This is a genomic window from Pseudomonas sp. B21-032, from assembly GCF_024748965.1.
Taxonomy (GTDB): Bacteria; Pseudomonadota; Gammaproteobacteria; order Pseudomonadales; family Pseudomonadaceae; genus Aquipseudomonas.
The window spans coordinates 1,868,111-1,882,913 of the sequence record NZ_CP087180.1 but is presented as its reverse complement, the minus strand read 5'-3'; the positions used below and the strand labels follow the sequence as shown (position 1 = coordinate 1,882,913).

At 59.9% G+C, this 14,803-nt stretch carries 16 protein-coding genes; 2 read left to right on the top strand and 14 right to left on the bottom strand.

Annotated elements, in window-relative coordinates; translation table 11 throughout:
- Window positions 1-80: 80 nt before the first annotated feature.
- The 4 genes from LOY54_RS08670 to sdhC are packed head-to-tail and all read right to left on the bottom strand — an operon-like array spanning window position 81 to window position 3,321.
- Window positions 81-785, bottom strand: a complete 705-nt coding sequence (locus LOY54_RS08670; RefSeq protein WP_010224678.1) for a succinate dehydrogenase iron-sulfur subunit — start codon at window positions 783-785, stop codon at window positions 81-83.
- Between the two features lie 11 nt (window positions 786-796).
- On the bottom strand, window positions 797-2,569 hold the full coding sequence (gene sdhA / locus LOY54_RS08665) for a succinate dehydrogenase flavoprotein subunit (protein WP_045200538.1): 1,773 nt from the start codon (window positions 2,567-2,569) through the stop codon (window positions 797-799).
- A 3-nt stretch (window positions 2,570-2,572) separates the two neighbouring features.
- Complete coding sequence (sdhD, locus tag LOY54_RS08660) at window positions 2,573-2,941, bottom strand: succinate dehydrogenase, hydrophobic membrane anchor protein (RefSeq protein WP_028945358.1); 369 nt, start codon at window positions 2,939-2,941, stop codon at window positions 2,573-2,575.
- Window positions 2,935-3,321, bottom strand: a complete 387-nt coding sequence (gene sdhC / locus LOY54_RS08655) for a succinate dehydrogenase, cytochrome b556 subunit (protein WP_174242293.1) — start codon at window positions 3,319-3,321, stop codon at window positions 2,935-2,937. Before sdhC ends, sdhD begins: the two co-directional genes overlap by 7 nt.
- Before the next feature lie 350 nt (window positions 3,322-3,671).
- Between sdhC and gltA the strand changes: the two genes are divergently transcribed.
- Window positions 3,672-4,961 (top strand): citrate synthase, encoded by a 1,290-nt coding sequence (gltA, locus tag LOY54_RS08650; RefSeq protein ID WP_258610163.1) that lies wholly within the window; start codon window positions 3,672-3,674, stop codon window positions 4,959-4,961.
- Between the two features lie 144 nt (window positions 4,962-5,105).
- On the opposite strand, the gene LOY54_RS08645 is transcribed toward gltA, so the two are convergent.
- The 9 genes from LOY54_RS08645 to LOY54_RS08605 form a co-directional block, all read right to left on the bottom strand.
- The gene (locus tag LOY54_RS08645; RefSeq protein ID WP_258610162.1) at window positions 5,106-5,711 is read right to left on the bottom strand and encodes an START domain-containing protein; all 606 of its coding nucleotides are present in this window, start codon (window positions 5,709-5,711) and stop codon (window positions 5,106-5,108) included.
- Window positions 5,712-5,743: 32 nt separating this feature from the next.
- Entirely contained in the window at window positions 5,744-5,998 is a 255-nt protein-coding gene (locus tag LOY54_RS08640) for a YkgJ family cysteine cluster protein (RefSeq protein ID WP_045200534.1), read from the bottom strand.
- 127 nt (window positions 5,999-6,125) lie between these two features.
- A complete protein-coding gene (locus tag LOY54_RS08635) occupies window positions 6,126-6,443 on the bottom strand; it encodes a translation initiation factor 2 (RefSeq protein ID WP_309475546.1) in 318 nt (105 codons plus the stop codon).
- Between the two features lie 217 nt (window positions 6,444-6,660).
- Window positions 6,661-8,106 (bottom strand): PLP-dependent aminotransferase family protein, encoded by a 1,446-nt coding sequence (locus LOY54_RS08630; RefSeq protein WP_258610160.1) that lies wholly within the window; start codon window positions 8,104-8,106, stop codon window positions 6,661-6,663.
- Between the two features lie 215 nt (window positions 8,107-8,321).
- A complete protein-coding gene (locus LOY54_RS08625) occupies window positions 8,322-9,131 on the bottom strand; it encodes an OmpA family protein (RefSeq protein WP_045200527.1) in 810 nt (269 codons plus the stop codon).
- Window positions 9,128-9,481, bottom strand: a complete 354-nt coding sequence (locus LOY54_RS08620) for a DUF4398 domain-containing protein (protein WP_045200525.1) — start codon at window positions 9,479-9,481, stop codon at window positions 9,128-9,130. Before LOY54_RS08620 ends, LOY54_RS08625 begins: the two co-directional genes overlap by 4 nt.
- A gap of 9 nt (window positions 9,482-9,490) precedes the next feature.
- Window positions 9,491-10,315: an ABC transporter substrate-binding protein gene (locus LOY54_RS08615; RefSeq protein ID WP_258610159.1), complete on the bottom strand. Its 825-nt coding sequence runs from the start codon at window positions 10,313-10,315 to the stop codon at window positions 9,491-9,493.
- Window positions 10,316-10,428: 113 nt separating this feature from the next.
- Entirely contained in the window at window positions 10,429-11,358 is a 930-nt protein-coding gene (locus LOY54_RS08610) for an electron transfer flavoprotein subunit alpha/FixB family protein (RefSeq protein WP_045200521.1), read from the bottom strand.
- Window positions 11,359-12,108, bottom strand: a complete 750-nt coding sequence (locus LOY54_RS08605; RefSeq protein ID WP_258610158.1) for an electron transfer flavoprotein subunit beta/FixA family protein — start codon at window positions 12,106-12,108, stop codon at window positions 11,359-11,361. It abuts the gene before it with no gap.
- A gap of 544 nt (window positions 12,109-12,652) precedes the next feature.
- On the opposite strand from LOY54_RS08605, the gene LOY54_RS08600 reads away from it, so the two are divergent.
- Window positions 12,653-14,317, top strand: a complete 1,665-nt coding sequence (locus LOY54_RS08600) for an electron transfer flavoprotein-ubiquinone oxidoreductase (RefSeq protein WP_045200520.1) — start codon at window positions 12,653-12,655, stop codon at window positions 14,315-14,317.
- A gap of 61 nt (window positions 14,318-14,378) precedes the next feature.
- Here the strand turns inward: LOY54_RS08600 and LOY54_RS08595 are convergent, their stop codons facing one another.
- Complete coding sequence (locus LOY54_RS08595) at window positions 14,379-14,780, bottom strand: type II toxin-antitoxin system MqsA family antitoxin (RefSeq protein ID WP_258610157.1); 402 nt, start codon at window positions 14,778-14,780, stop codon at window positions 14,379-14,381.
- Between the last annotated feature and the right edge of the window lie 23 nt (window positions 14,781-14,803).

The window sequence follows — 14,803 nt, the reverse complement described above, 5'->3', positions numbered from 1 at the left end:
TGTGGGCCCTAGCTCGGGTTTCACCTTGGTGCGGGCAAGGGCCCGCACCTTGGCGTACTACGGGTACAACACTTTTAAAATCAGGTACCGCTTTGCAGCAGCATGTTACGTACGTGACCGATGGCCTTGGTCGGGTTCAGACCTTTAGGGCAAACGTTTACGCAGTTCATGATGCCGCGGCAACGGAACACGCTGAACGGGTCATCCAGCGAAGCCAGACGCTCCTGGGTCTTGGTGTCACGGCTGTCGGCCAGGAAACGATAGGCCTGCAGCAGTGCAGCTGGACCGAGGAACTTGTCCGGGTTCCACCAGAACGACGGGCAGGAAGTCGAGCAGCAAGCGCACAGAATGCACTCGTACAGGCCGTCCAGCTTTTCGCGTTCTTCCGGCGACTGCAGACGCTCGATGGCCGGAGCCGGCGTATCGTTCTGCAGGAATGGCTTCACCTTCTCGTACTGTTTGTAGAAGATGCTCATATCGACGACCAGGTCACGAATGACCGGCAATCCAGGCAACGGGCGAACGATCAGCTTGTTGCGCTTGACCACGGCCGACAGCGGCGTGATGCAGGCCAGGCCGTTCTTGCCGTTGATGTTCATGCCATCGGAACCGCAAACACCTTCACGGCAGGAACGACGATACGAGAAACCTTCGTCCTGTTCCTTGATCAGTGCCAAGACATCGAGAACCATCAGGTCCTTGCCGCCGGTATCGACCTGGAACACCTGCATCTTGGGTGCCGAGTCGGTATCGGGGTTGTAACGATAAACTTCGACTTGCAACATTGTGGCCACCCTTAGTAAGTCCGGACTTTAGGCTCGAACGCCGGAACGGTTTTCGGCGCGAAGTTGACGGCGCGCTTGGCGACGCGCTTCTCACCCGGGAAGTACAGGGTGTGGCACAGCCAGTTTTCGTCGTCACGGTCTTCGAAGTCTTCACGGGCGTGAGCGCCGCGGGACTCTTTACGGACTTCTGCAGCGATGGCAGTGGCTTCAGCGACTTCCAGCAGGTTCTGCAGCTCCAGCGCTTCGATACGCGCGGTGTTGAAGGCCTGGGACTTGTCGTTGATCTTGACGTTGGCGATACGCTCGCGCAGGCCAGCCAGTTGCTCGATACCCTTCTGCATGTATTCGCCGGTACGGAATACACCGAAGTAGTTCTGCATGCAGCTTTGCAGTTCGCGACGCAGGGTAGCCACGTCTTCGCCGGTGTTGCGCTCGTTGAGCTTGTTCAGACGGCTCAGGGCAACATCGATGTCGGTGTCGCTGGCGTCGAGGTATTCGATACCGTCGCTCAGTGCTTTTTCCAGGTGCAGGCCGGCGGCGCGACCGAAGACCACCAGGTCGAGCAGCGAGTTGCCGCCCAGGCGGTTGGCACCGTGAACCGATACGCACGCCACTTCACCGACCGCGAACAGGCCCGGGATGATGTGGTCGACGCCATCGGCGTCCTGGGTCATGGCCTGGCCATGGATGTTGGTGGCAACGCCGCCCATCATGTAGTGGCAGGTTGGCACAACAGGAACCGGCGCGACCACAGGGTCAACGTGAGCGAAGGTCTTGGACAGCTCACAGATGCCTGGCAGGCGGCTGTGCAGTACTTCTTCACCCAGGTGGTCAAGCTTGAGCATCACGTGGTCGCCGTTAGGGCCACAGCCGTTGCCGGCGATGATCTCTTTAACCATGGAACGGGCCACAACGTCACGACCGGCGAGGTCTTTGGCGTTAGGCGCATAACGTTCCATGAAACGCTCGCCATGCTTGTTGATCAGGTAACCGCCTTCACCGCGGCAACCTTCGGTGACCAGTACACCAGCGCCGGCGATGCCGGTCGGGTGGAACTGCCACATCTCGATGTCCTGCACCGGAACGCCTGCACGCAGAGCCATGCCGATACCGTCACCGGTATTGATCAGGGCGTTGGTGGTGGAGGAGTAGATACGGCCTGCACCGCCGGTGGCCAGAACGGTGGCCTTGGCTTTGATGTACAGGGTTTCGCCGGTTTCGATGCAGATGGCGATCACACCGACGAACGCACCTTCCTGGTTCTTCACCAGGTCAACGGCGTAGTACTCGTTGAGGAAGGTGGTGCCTGCTTTCAGGTTGCCCTGGTACAGGGTGTGCAGCAGCGCGTGACCGGTACGGTCGGAAGCGGCGCAGGTACGGGCGGCCTGGCCACCTTTACCGAAGTCCTTGGACTGACCGCCGAACGGGCGCTGGTAGATACGGCCTTGCTCGGTACGCGAGAACGGCAGACCCATGTGGTCCAGCTCGAACACGGCAGCAGGACCTTCCTGACACATGTATTCGATAGCGTCCTGGTCACCGATATAGTCGGAACCCTTGACGGTATCGTACATGTGCCAGCGCCAGTCATCGTTCGGGTCGGCCGAAGCGATGGCGCAGGTGATGCCACCCTGGGCCGATACAGTGTGCGAACGGGTCGGGAAGACCTTGGTGATCACGGCAGTCTTGTGACCGCCCTGAGCCAGCTGCAGCGCGGCGCGCATGCCGGCACCGCCGCCACCAATGATGATGGCGTCGAATGAAATCGTAGGAATGTTAGCCATGAATCAGATACCCCAGAGAATCTGCACACCCCAGACGAAGTACGCGAACATCGCGACACCACATACCGCCTGGAACAGGAAACGTACGGCAGTCGCCGACTTGCCCAGCGCCATCGGCGTCAGGTAGTCGGTGGCAATGGTCCACATGCCGACCCAGGCGTGAGCGCCCAGGGCCACAAGGGCCAGCAGACTGAAAATACGCATCGCGTTGTTGGAGAACAGAGCGTGCCACTGGGCAAACTCGATGCCCGGGTGCGCGACCAGGTATCCGATCAGGAAAATGAAATAAGCCGCGAGAACGACCGCAGAAACGCGCTGCGCCATCCAGTCATAGAGGCCCGAACGCGAGAGGTTCGTGACGTTGGTTACCATATCCAAACTCCTGCCAGCACAATCACCACCACGGAAACGGCGATGATAATTTTCGAGCCCAGTCGGCCGCCTTCCAGCGTTTCACCGATGCCCATATCCATGATCAAGTGGCGCACACCGGCTACCAAGTGATACAGCAAGGCGGACAGGAGGCCCCATGCCACGAACTTGGCCAGCGGACTGGTCAAGCATGCCTTCACCTCGGCGAAACCTTCCTCCGAACCCAGGGATTTGCCCAATGCATAAAGCATGAAGCCAAGCCCGAGGAAGAGGATGATGCCGGAAACACGGTGAAGAAATGACGTAACGCCGGTAATGGGGAGTTTGATGGTCCTTAGGTCTAGGTTTACAGGTCGTTGGCTTTTCACGGCTTTTTTCACACTGAAGAGCCCCTAGCAAGCAGGGCAAAGTTGTTGGTAAGTGTACTGGTCAGGTACCCACCACCCAGGGAGTGACGACCCCAGCAACACGGGCTTGCAAGCCCCTGGCGGTCGGGGGCCGATTATAGACAGTTAGGCTACTAATGACAACGCAGACACCTAGCCCAAATAGCGCATTGCCTTTAGCGAACAAAAGGCGTAAACGGGCGGTAATTTCGAGGAAAAACAGCGCCCAAAGCCCTTTACAACCGTGCTTTAGGCAAATTGACATTCGAATTTATCTCACTATAGTGGTGCGGGCCCTGCGTGGGGGGTCTGTCTGATGATTTCAAGCATTAATAGGAGGCCACATGGCTGACAAAAAAGCGCAGTTGGTCATCGAGGGCGCAGCCCCCGTCGAGCTGCCCATTTTAACCGGCACCGTTGGTCCCGATGTTATCGACGTTAGAGGGTTGGGGGCCACGGGTCACTTCACTTTCGACCCTGGTTTCATGGCGACCGCATCCTGCGAGTCGAAGATCACTTATATCGACGGCGACAAGGGTATCCTGCTGCACCGCGGCTATCCGATCGAGCAACTGGCCGAAAAATCCGACTACCTCGAGACTTGCTACCTGCTGCTCAACGGCGAACTGCCGAATGCCGAGCAGAAGGCTCAGTTCGTCAGCACCGTGAAGAACCACACCATGGTTCACGAGCAGTTGAAGTCCTTCTTCAACGGCTTCCGCCGCGACGCCCACCCGATGGCCGTCATGTGCGGCGTGGTTGGCGCCCTGTCGGCGTTCTACCATGACTCGCTGGACATCAATAACCCGCAGCACCGCGAAATCTCCGCGGTCCGCCTGGTCGCCAAGATGCCGACCCTGGCAGCGATGGTGTACAAGTACTCCATGGGCCAGCCCATGATGTACCCGCGCAATGACCTGTCGTACGCGGAAAACTTCCTGCACATGATGTTCAACACCCCGTGCGAGATCAAACCGATCAGCCCGGTACTGGCCAAGGCAATGGACCGGATCTTCATCCTCCACGCCGACCACGAGCAGAACGCATCGACCTCCACCGTCCGTCTGGCCGGCTCTTCGGGTGCCAACCCGTTCGCCTGTATCGCTGCCGGCATCGCTGCACTGTGGGGCCCTGCCCACGGCGGCGCCAACGAAGCGGTACTGACCATGCTCGATGAAATCGGCGATGTCTCGAACATCGACACGTTCATCGCCAAGGCCAAGGACAAGAACGATCCGTTCAAGCTGATGGGCTTCGGTCACCGCGTTTACAAAAACCGCGACCCGCGCGCCACCGTGATGAAACAGACCTGCGACGAAGTCCTGCGCGAGCTGGGCATCAAGAACGACCCGCAGCTGGAACTGGCCATGCGCCTGGAAGAGATCGCCCTCACCGATCCTTACTTCATCGAGCGCTCGCTGTACCCGAACGTCGACTTCTACTCGGGGATCATCCTCAAGGCGATCGGCATTCCAACCAGCATGTTCACCGTGATCTTCGCCCTGGCGCGGACCGTCGGCTGGATTTCGCACTGGAAAGAAATGCTCTCCAGCCCTTACAAGATCGGCCGCCCTCGCCAGCTGTACACCGGCTACGAGTCGCGCGACATCGTCAAACTGGAAGACCGCAAGTAAGCCTTTGGGCCGAACACGAAAAAAGGCTGCCCTCGGGCAGCCTTTTTTATTGCGCTCTCATCGCGGGCTGCGGTTCTGTGGGAGCGGGCTTGCCCCGCGATTACCCAACAGTTGCCTCAAGCCAGCCAACTGATGCAACTGTACTTACGGCTTCTCGGCCCGCTCTTTCAACGCCTTCAAGGTATTGAACGGCGCATCGACCACAAACTTGTTCGCCACCATCGACGGCACGCTGCCGCCCGGCTCGGTGTGCACCTGGTAAGTCACTTCGGTGCCGCCGTCTTTTGGCTGCAGCTTCCAGAACCCATCAACCTTGGCCACCCGCACAAAGCCCTTCTCTTCCGGCAGGTACGCGGGCACGCCTTGAAGCTTGCGGGTCAGGCTGCCATCAGCCGCTACGGTAGTAGTGACATGCATGACCGAATCACGCGCAGTGACCGGCCACGGGGTATTGAACTGAGTGTAGGTCCAGCTCTGGTCGCCTTCGGTTTTCAGCAGCTTTTGCGTCTTGCACTCATGAATCCAGGCGCAGGCCCCGGCAACGTCTTCCTGCAGGGCCCTGACCTTGGCCAGTGGCGCCTTGATAAAGGTAACGCCGCGATAGGCCTTGTAGTCGGAACCGGCAACCTCACTGAGATCGACCTTGATTCCGCCTTCGTTCTTGGCCTGCTTCCAGTCCTCGGCATGCGCCAGGGGCACCAGCGCCGCTCCCAGACCCAACACCAGTGCCATGTGCTTAAACGATCCCATGCTTTTGTTCCTTATTGTCGAAGATCCGCGTTTCAAGCTGCCGTCATTTGCTCCAGCCACCCCAGGATCCTGATCGCCTCGTCGCGGTCGTTGCCGCAGATCTCGGCCTCTGCCTTGAAACCACCACACACCGGCGGGCGCTCGGGCTTGCCGAACAAGCCGCAGAGGTTGGCAACCGACAAGTGCAGGCAGCGCTCACCGGCAGGTTTGCCCTTGGGCATCCCCGGTATCGGCGAGCTGATGGAGGGCGCAATGCAGCAGGCGCCACAACCTTCACGGCAATTCATGACAACAGAATCCTCGGAGTAACAAATGATGAATGAACCCGGATAGTAACCGCTTAAACAGGCGTTTGAAATTGCTCGCAGGATGAAATATCAACCTGAAAGGGGTGACTGGACAGTCAGTTTCGCCCTACTGCTTGAACTCGAACTCGATCGCCGCGCCTTCGACATCCTTGCGACTGTCGTTACGCAGTTGCAGCTGCATTTCGTTGCTGATCAGCCGGCCATTGAGCTGAAACGGGCTGTCGGAAGGCGGTTTCTCACCAAACAGGTAGGGCAGCAATGGCTTGGGCAAAGGTGCCTGCTCCTGAGTATCGGGCTTGAGCTCCTTGACCATGCCCGAGGGCAGGCTCAGGTCGAGCTTGGTCTTGGGCAATGGCGCGGGCGCCGCCTTGGCATTTTTGCGTGCGCTGCGCTGGGTGGCTTTGGTGCTTGCCTTTTTACGCACCGGCGGCGCTTTTGCCTGCTTTGGCTTGGCTGCAGGCTTGGCGCTTTTGCTAGTGGAGGTTTTGCCGGCCGGTGCGGTTTCGGCCACTGCTGCCCAGGTGCAAGCCAAGCCACCGAGCAAACACAGGGACAGCCCGATACAACGCAACGCTTTCATAGGCACCGACGATTATCCCTAAAAATGCTTATGCTCCCCGTTCCTGACACGACTGGCAAGTCTAGAAAAAAGCGCCCGAAGCCGATTCCTGGCACAGCTGGCTGGCGAGCATGCCCAGGGTCATCACCGCCCGCTCCGCCTCACGATTCCACGGGATGCCGCAGTTCAGGCGAATGCAGTGGTTGAATTGCTCGGTATTACTGAAGATCAACCCTGGGGCGATACTGATGCCCTGCTGCAGCGCACGCACGTGCAATTCCTGGGTATTGACCCGGCCTGGCAGGCTCACCCAGAGAATGAAGCCGCCGGTGGGCCGGGTCATCTGCGTACCTTCCGGGAAATGCTGTTGCACCGCCAGCTGGTAGGCGCTGAGATTTTTCCGATATTCCTGGCGGATGTAGCGCAAATGACGGTCGTAACCACCGTTCTCCAGATAGGAAGCCACCCCCATCTGCGTCACGCTGCAGGCCGAGTGGGTGGTAAAGGTCTGCAAGCGCTGGATCTCCGCCTGGTACTTGCCGGCAACCATCCAGCCGATACGCACACCGGGCGACAAGGTCTTGGAAAAGCTTGAGCAATAGATCACCCGCCCGAGCCGGTCGAAGGCCTTGAGCGCCTTGGTCTTGCCCTGTTCGAACATCAGCTCACCATAGATATCGTCTTCGATGATCTGGATGTCGAAATCCGACGCCAGGCGCAACAGCTGCTTCTGGCGATCTTCCGGAATGGTGCCGCCCAGCGGATTGCTCAGGCGCGCGGTCAGCACCAGGGCCTTGATCGACCACTGGTTGGCCGCCAACTGCAACGCTTCGAGGCTGACGCCGGTAGACGGATCACTGGGGATCTCGATGACTTTCAGGCCAAGCAGGTCGGCCAGTTGCAGCAAACCGTAGTAGGTCGGTGATTCGGCGGCGATCAGGTCGCCCGGCCGGGTCAGCACCCGCAACGACATCTGCAGGGCATCGACGCAGCCATGGGTGACCACCACTTCGCTGGGGTCGACCACCACGCCGGCATCGCGCATGCGAATGGCGATCTGCCGGCGCAACGGCTCGAAACCCGGGCTGAACATGTAACTGAACGCCCGCGGGCTATGAAAGCGGGTGACCTTGGCCAATTGCTGGTGCAACGCGCGCACCGGCAAATAGTCGACATGCGGCACCGCCGCGCCAAAGGGAAACACCCCGTCGCGCCGGGCTTCGGTCAATACCTGCTGGATGATACTGCTGCGCGTGACCAGCCCCGGGCGCTCGACCCGGGCGATGTCCGGCGTCTGTGCGGTCAACGCAGGGGTCTGGTGCACGTAATAGCCGGACTGCGGCCGCGCGCGAATCAAGCCCTGGTCTTCGAGATTGGCATAGGCCTGCAGCACCGTGGCATGGCTGACATTGAGCTGCGAGCTCATCTTGCGCACCGACGGCACCCGCTCACCTGGCTGGTACACACCGCGGCGAATATCTTCGGCCAGTTGCTGGGCGATGCGCTGGTAGAGCAACAGGTTGGTCATGATCAGTTCTCGACACGCAGGCAATGTAGTTGTTTTTGTACGGCTGTTTTCGGCCAAGAATACCGGAACAGTTGCGAAGTGTACTGGGACAGATTGCAGAATAGTCGACAATACAGTTGTGTGACAGAGGGGGCGATCTGGCATTTGTCACAACCCGGCGACCGCCCATAAAAAAACCCGGAGAGGAACACTCACCGGGTTTCTTCATCTATTACTCAACGCGCCGCGCCAAGCTTGCCCTTGTCGTCGGAAAAGACGATCTCGACCCGACGGTTCTGCGCCCTGCCCCGCTCCGAGGCATTGGCCTCGACCGGATACTGGTCGCCATAGCCCTCGACCTCGATGCGCTTTTCATCGACACCCAGGTCGATCAGCATATCGGCTACCGCCTGAGCCCGATCCCGGGACAATTTGAGGTTATCCTCAGGCGCGCCCGTGCTGTCGGTATAACCCTCGATACGGATAATGCGCTTGGGGTTGAGCTGGAGGAACTGCACCAGCTTGAGCACCGTGCGGCTGGCCGAGTTTTTAAGCTCCGCATGCCCGGTGTCGAACAGCACGTCGCCCAGGGTCATCACCAAGCCACGGTCGCTCTGCTCGGTGGCCAGGCTGACGATCTGCGCTTCCAGCCATTTGCCCTGCTGCTGCACGCTGGCAAGCTTGGCCTCACGCAACGCCAGCTGCAGGCGCTGACGCTCAAGCTCAAGCTTGGCCAGGCGTTCCTGGTTGAGCACCAGATTGCTGTGCTCGCGGGCAATATCGCTGTAGCGCTGGCTCAGGTAGGCGTAATGGCGCACATCGGCGCCGGTCCCCAGGTAACTGGACAGGCGCTCGGCACGGGCCAGCGATTCACCGGCACGAATCACGTCACGCGGCGCGCTGCGCAAAACGTTGGAATCGTCCTTGACCGTCTGGAACTTGGCCGTGGCCTCGTCCAGCGCCGTCTCGCTGCGCTGGCTGGCGCAGCCCTGCAGGCCGACCACGCCGACCAACAACAGTGCTGCCAATGGTTTGATCGAACTCACCGCTGCTCCCCCAACTGTTTACGCAGGCGATTGACCCGCGATTGCAGCAAGTCCAGCTGCTCCTTGCTCTTGACCGTCAGCACCCGCGCCTCGGCCAGGCGCGCGTCCAGCTCGGCCTGCTCGGCGCGCATGCGCGCGTCACGGTAGGATTCGCTGGTCATGTTGACTCGGGCCCGAGCCAGTTTTTCTTCGGCCTGCTTCAGCTCTGCCACTTCGTCGGTGGCACCCACCGCCTTGGCCTGCTCCAGTGCCTGCTCGGACAGGCGCAACTGTTCATTCGGGGCCGGGTCATTGGCACATCCGGCCAGGGCCAGCAGTGCCAGAGCGGCGAATAATGGATGAGTTCTCACGCAATCTTCCTACTGTTTAGGGGCATCCAGCGGCGCCTGCATCTGCGCTTTCCAGCGTTCGACATTACGTTGCAGCACCGCCTGGGACACGCCGGAGGCCGGCAATTCTGTCAGCTTTTTTGCCAGTTGTCCGCGCAACCAGGCGTCATTGCATGCCGAATTATGCGACAGCGCCAGGTACAGGCCCGGGCGATCCAGAGGCAAGCCGCGGGCAATCAGCTCGTTGTTCATGCCCAGGGCCTGAGCCATGGCCATCCCGGCGTAGCGCCCGGCCAGCACATAGTCGACCTGACCGAGCAGCAACTTCTGGAAGGCCTGGGTCAGATTCTGCGAAGGTGCCAGCTGCAACTGGCTCTTGGCGTAGGCAGTAAATTCCGGGGTCATGCGCGCTTTTTCCGAGACGCTGCCGCGATGCTCGTGCAAATCGGCCAGGGTGTTATAGACCAGCGGCGAATCGTGGCGAGTCCACACCACGTATTCGTTGCTCAGCAGCGAGGGATGGACGAAGTCGACCGTAGTCAGCTCGGACACCGCGAAGGGTGAATCGATCAGCAAATCGACACGACCGCTGCGCACCTCTTCCAGGGCCTGGCTGCGGCTGCCGCTGTCGAGGACTTCAACCTTCAGGCCCAGCTCGCTGGCTACCTGCCTGAACAGGTCGACGTTGGCGCCCATCAGGTGCTTGGGATCTTGCGGATCGCGCCACGAGTACGGCGGCGCATCGGGGCTGCCGGTGGCCACCAGCCGCTCGCACTTGCCCACCGCCCACGCTTGCAACGGCATCAGCACCGCAGCGAACACCAGCGCCGTATTTATCCGGCCACGCCATCCCATGCAACCACTCCCTACTTTCTCGCCAGAATGAAAAAGCCCGATCTGCCGGGCTGTGCAAGGCAGGCCTGCACAGCCCGAACGGACCGGGCTCTTTTATAAGTGAAGCGACTGGATTAAACCAGCTTCTCCAGCTCAGGGATGGCTTCGAACAGGTCAGCCACCAGGCCGTAGTCGGCCACCTGGAAGATCGGCGCTTCTTCGTCCTTGTTGATCGCAACGATCACTTTGGAGTCTTTCATGCCGGCCAGGTGCTGGATCGCGCCGGAAATACCGACGGCGATGTACAGCTGTGGTGCAACGATCTTGCCGGTCTGACCGACCTGCATGTCGTTGGGTACGAAACCTGCGTCGACCGCAGCGCGCGAAGCACCGACGGCAGCGCCGAGCTTGTCGGCCAGGGCGTACAGGTGCTTGAAGTTGTCACCGTTCTGCATACCGCGACCGCCGGAAACGACGATCTTGGCAGCGGTCAGCTCAGGGCGGTCGGACTTGGCCAGCTCTTCGCCAACGAAGGCCGATTTGCCTGCGTCGTGGGCAGCAGCGACAGCTTCAACGGCAGCCGAACCACCTTCAGCGGCAACGGCGTCAAAGCCGGTGGCACGGACGGTGATGACTTTGACGGCAGCGTTCGATTGCACGGTGGCAATGGCGTTACCGGCGTAGATCGGACGCTTGAAGGTGTCAGCCGATTCAACCGAGATGATCTCGGAAATCTGGTCGACGTCCAGCAGCGCGGCAACGCGCGGCAGGATGTTCTTGCCGTTGGAGGTGGCAGGAGCCAGCACGTGGCTGTAGCCCTTGCCCAGCTCGGCTACCAGCGGCGCGACGTTTTCTGGCAGCTGGTGAGCGTAGGCGGCGTTGTCGGCAACCAGGACCTTGGCAACGCCAGCGATCTTGGCCGCGGCTTCAGCGACGCCACCGACGTTCTGGCCTGCGACCAGCACATGGATGTCGCCACCGATCTTGGCGGCAGCAGCAACAGTGTTCAGGGTGGCCGGGGCAACGGCACCGTTTTCGTGTTCAGCGATAACCAGGATAGTCATTTAGATTACCTTCGCCTCGTTCTTCAGTTTCTCGACCAGTTCAGCAACCGACTTGACCTTGATACCGGCGCTGCGGGCAGCCGGCGCTTCGACTTTCAGGGTCTTGTTGGTAGAGGCGGTGGAAACGCCCAGCGTGTCTGGAGTAACGGTCTCCAGCGGCTTCTTCTTGGCCTTCATGATGTTCGGCAGCGACGCGTAGCGCGGCTCGTTCAGGCGCAGGTCGGTGGTGACGATGGCTGGCAGGTTCAGAGCAACGGTCTGCAGGCCGCCGTCGATTTCGCGGGTAACGTTGACCTTGTCGCCAGCAACCTCGACCTTGGAGGCGAAGGTGCCCTGGGCGTAACCGCTCAGTGCAGCCAGCATCTGGCCGGTCTGGTTGTTGTCGCTGTCGATGGCTTGCTTGCCAAGGATCACCAGCTGCGGTTGTTCTTTGTCGACCACTGCCTTGAGCAGCTTGGCCACAGCCAGCGAAGTCAGCTCTTCAGCCGATTCGACCAGGATGGCGCGGTCGGCACCCAGTGCCAGGGCAGTACGCAGTTGCTCCTGGGCAGTGGCCGGGCCGACGGTAACGACGACGATCTCGCTCGCAACGCCCTTCTCTTTCAGGCGCACGGCTTCTTCTACGGCAATTTCGCAGAAGGGGTTCATGGACATCTTGACGTTAGCAAGGTCGACGCCGGAGTTGTCCGCCTTGACGCGAACCTTGACGTTATAGTCGACCACTCGTTTGACAGCTACAAGAACCTTCATGGATTCCTCGTTACTCTCCGGTGAAAAGAATGTCGCCTGGGGCAAACCCGGCGATTGCGCGTGGGTACAAGGGCACCTCTAAAAACGATCACAGGTGGACGAATTTAACCCTGACCCAGCGGTCTCGTTTCGGCCTGTCAGTTGCAAAACCCGTGGGTCATTATTTGTCGTGGCGTGTAAACTCCACTACAAAGCGGGTTGTGGCGTAACTGCCCTGCTTTTCGCCTGGTTTTTAGGGGTGCTCCTGCATCCTGCGGTCAGCCTACGGCGAGCGCAAAACCGCTCGTATCTTGACCGTAACGCCCAATCCGGTCAATACGGCAAACCGGTCAGCTTCAAGCCGCGCTTCTTTGATTTTACTGGCCTGCGGCAAATTCAAACAAACGTTTGTATTGGACCCCGCGAGTGGTGTAGATATAATGCGCGGCCAAGAGAAAGCGGTGTAGTCCGTCATCGCTCGAGCTACAGCCCGAGCGTCTGAAAAATGACCGCCTGACACCCGCCAACAAAGAAAAACCGATGAGCCTTGAGTAGGAGAGAACCTGTGGAACGCGAATACATGGAATTCGACGTGGTCATTGTCGGCGCTGGCCCGGCTGGCCTGTCCGCCGCCTGCCGACTGAAGCAGAAGGCCGCCGAAGCCGGTAACGAAATCAGCGTCTGCGTGGTCGAGAAAGGCTCGGAAGTCGGCGCCCACATCCTCTCCGGTGCGGTGTTCGAACCACGCGCCCTGAACGAACTGTTCCCGGACTGGAAAGAGCTCGGCGCCCCGCTCAACACCGAAGTCAAACGCGACGACATCTATGTGCTCAAGGATGCTGGCAGCTCGATCAAGGTCCCTGACCTGTTCGTGCCCAAGACCATGCACAACGAAGGCAACTACATCATCTCTCTGGGTAACCTGTGCCGCTGGCTGGCCCAGCAGGCGGAGAACCTGGGCGTCGAGATCTACCCGGGCTTCGCCGCCCAGGAAGCCCTGTTCGACGAAAACGGCGTGGTCCGCGGGATCATCACCGGCGACCTCGGCGTCGACCGTGAAGGCAACCCGAAAGAAGGCCTGTATACCCCAGGCATGGAGCTGCGCGGCAAGTACACGCTGTTCGCCGAAGGCTGCCGTGGCCACATCGGCAAACAGCTGATCAAGCGTTTCAACCTCGACAGCGAGTCCGACGTCCAGCATTACGGCATCGGCTTGAAAGAAATCTGGGAAATCGATCCGGCCAAGCACGAACAAGGCCTGGTTGTGCACACCGCAGGCTGGCCGCTGGATGTCATGGCCAAGGAAAACACCGGTGGATCGTTCCTCTATCACCTGGAAAACAACCAGGTAGTCGTAGGTTTGATCGTCGACCTGTCCTACTCCAACGCCTACCTGTCGCCGTTTGACGAATTCCAGCGCCTGAAACACCACCCGGTGATCAGCCAGTACCTCGAAGGCGGCAAGCGCATCAGCTACGGCGCCCGCGCCCTGGCCAAAGGTGGCTTGAACTCGCTGCCGAAAATGGTCTTCGCCGGCGGCGCCCTGATCGGTTGCGACCTGGGCACCATGAACGTGGCCAAAATCAAGGGCAGCCACACCGCCATGAAATCCGGCATGCTCGCCGCCGACGCGGTGGCCGAAGCCCTGCTGGCAGGTGGTGAAGGCGGCGATCAACTCAACAGCTACGTTACAGCGTTCAAAGCCAGCTGGCTGTATGACGAGCTGTTCTCCAGCCGTAACTTCGGCCCGGCCATGCACAAGTTCGGCCCGATGCTCGGCGCGGCGTTCAACTACCTCGACCAGAACTGGTTCGGTGGCAAGCTGCCGTTCACCCTGCACGACACCAAGCCGGACTACGCCTGCCTGAAGCTGGCGGCCGACTCGAAAAAAATCGACTATCCAAAACCGGATGGCAAGCTGAGCTTCGACAAGCTGAGCTCGGTGTTCCTCTCCAGCACCAACCATGAAGAAGAGCAGCCGTGCCACCTGAAACTGGCTGACGCGAGCATCCCGATCGGCACCAACCTGCCGCTGTACGACGAACCTGCCCAGCGCTACTGCCCGGCTGGCGTGTACGAAGTAGTCAGCCAGGAAGACGGCAGCAAGCGCTTCCAGATCAACGCCCAGAACTGCGTGCACTGCAAGACCTGTGACATCAAGGACCCTTCGCAGAACATTACCTGGGTCACCCCGGAAGGCGCCGGCGGCCCGACTTACCCGAACATGTAAGTCAGCCGGCCTAAAAAAGCCCCCTCGCCGTTGTGGCCAGGGGGCTTTTTTATCGCTTGTGTCAGGCCGTTCTGACTTCTTCGAACAACTCAGGGTGGCGATCAAGTAGCTTGAGCAATTTGACCAGGGCCAAGGGAGGCTTGGTCTTGCCGTTTTCGTAACGGGAGAATGCATTGACCCCGCCGCCGAATATTTCTGCTGCTTCACGCTGATCAAGTGCCAGCTTCTTGCGTACGGCAGCAATAAATTGCGGGTCGACAGCCGCAGCATTGACCTGCCGATTGAAAGCGAGCATCGCCGCACTGACACGCCGCGACTCTGTATCACTGAGCACCCTCTCAGCGCAGGCAGGGCAGTAATCCCCGACAACATCAGTCACCCGGGTTGTCTCACCTTTGTAGGTGTACGGCAGATCGCGCCTGGCACTGACCAGCTCAGCCGCGCCACAGGCTGGACATTTCATTTTCACAACTCCTTGAAGGACAC

Excerpts from the sequence above, each read along its gene's own strand:
- LOY54_RS08605 (WP_258610158.1), bottom strand. The coding sequence starts at position 12,108 with ATGAAGGTTCTTGTAGCTGTCAAACGAGTGGTCGACTATAACGTCAAG.
- LOY54_RS08595 (WP_258610157.1), bottom strand. The coding sequence starts at position 14,780 with ATGAAATGTCCAGCCTGTGGCGCGGCTGAGCTGGTCAGTGCCAGGCGC.
- sdhA (WP_045200538.1), bottom strand. The coding sequence starts at position 2,569 with ATGGCTAACATTCCTACGATTTCATTCGACGCCATCATCATTGGTGGC.
- LOY54_RS08640 (WP_045200534.1), bottom strand. The coding sequence starts at position 5,998 with ATGAATTGCCGTGAAGGTTGTGGCGCCTGCTGCATTGCGCCCTCCATC.
- LOY54_RS08670 (WP_010224678.1), bottom strand. The coding sequence starts at position 785 with ATGTTGCAAGTCGAAGTTTATCGTTACAACCCCGATACCGACTCGGCA.
- LOY54_RS08610 (WP_045200521.1), bottom strand. The coding sequence starts at position 11,358 with ATGACTATCCTGGTTATCGCTGAACACGAAAACGGTGCCGTTGCCCCG.
- LOY54_RS08630 (WP_258610160.1), bottom strand. The coding sequence starts at position 8,106 with ATGACCAACCTGTTGCTCTACCAGCGCATCGCCCAGCAACTGGCCGAA.
- LOY54_RS08645 (WP_258610162.1), bottom strand. The coding sequence starts at position 5,711 with ATGGGATCGTTTAAGCACATGGCACTGGTGTTGGGTCTGGGAGCGGCG.
- sdhD (WP_028945358.1), bottom strand. The coding sequence starts at position 2,941 with ATGGTAACCAACGTCACGAACCTCTCGCGTTCGGGCCTCTATGACTGG.
- gltA (WP_258610163.1), top strand. The coding sequence starts at position 3,672 with ATGGCTGACAAAAAAGCGCAGTTGGTCATCGAGGGCGCAGCCCCCGTC.
- LOY54_RS08615 (WP_258610159.1), bottom strand. The coding sequence starts at position 10,315 with ATGGGATGGCGTGGCCGGATAAATACGGCGCTGGTGTTCGCTGCGGTG.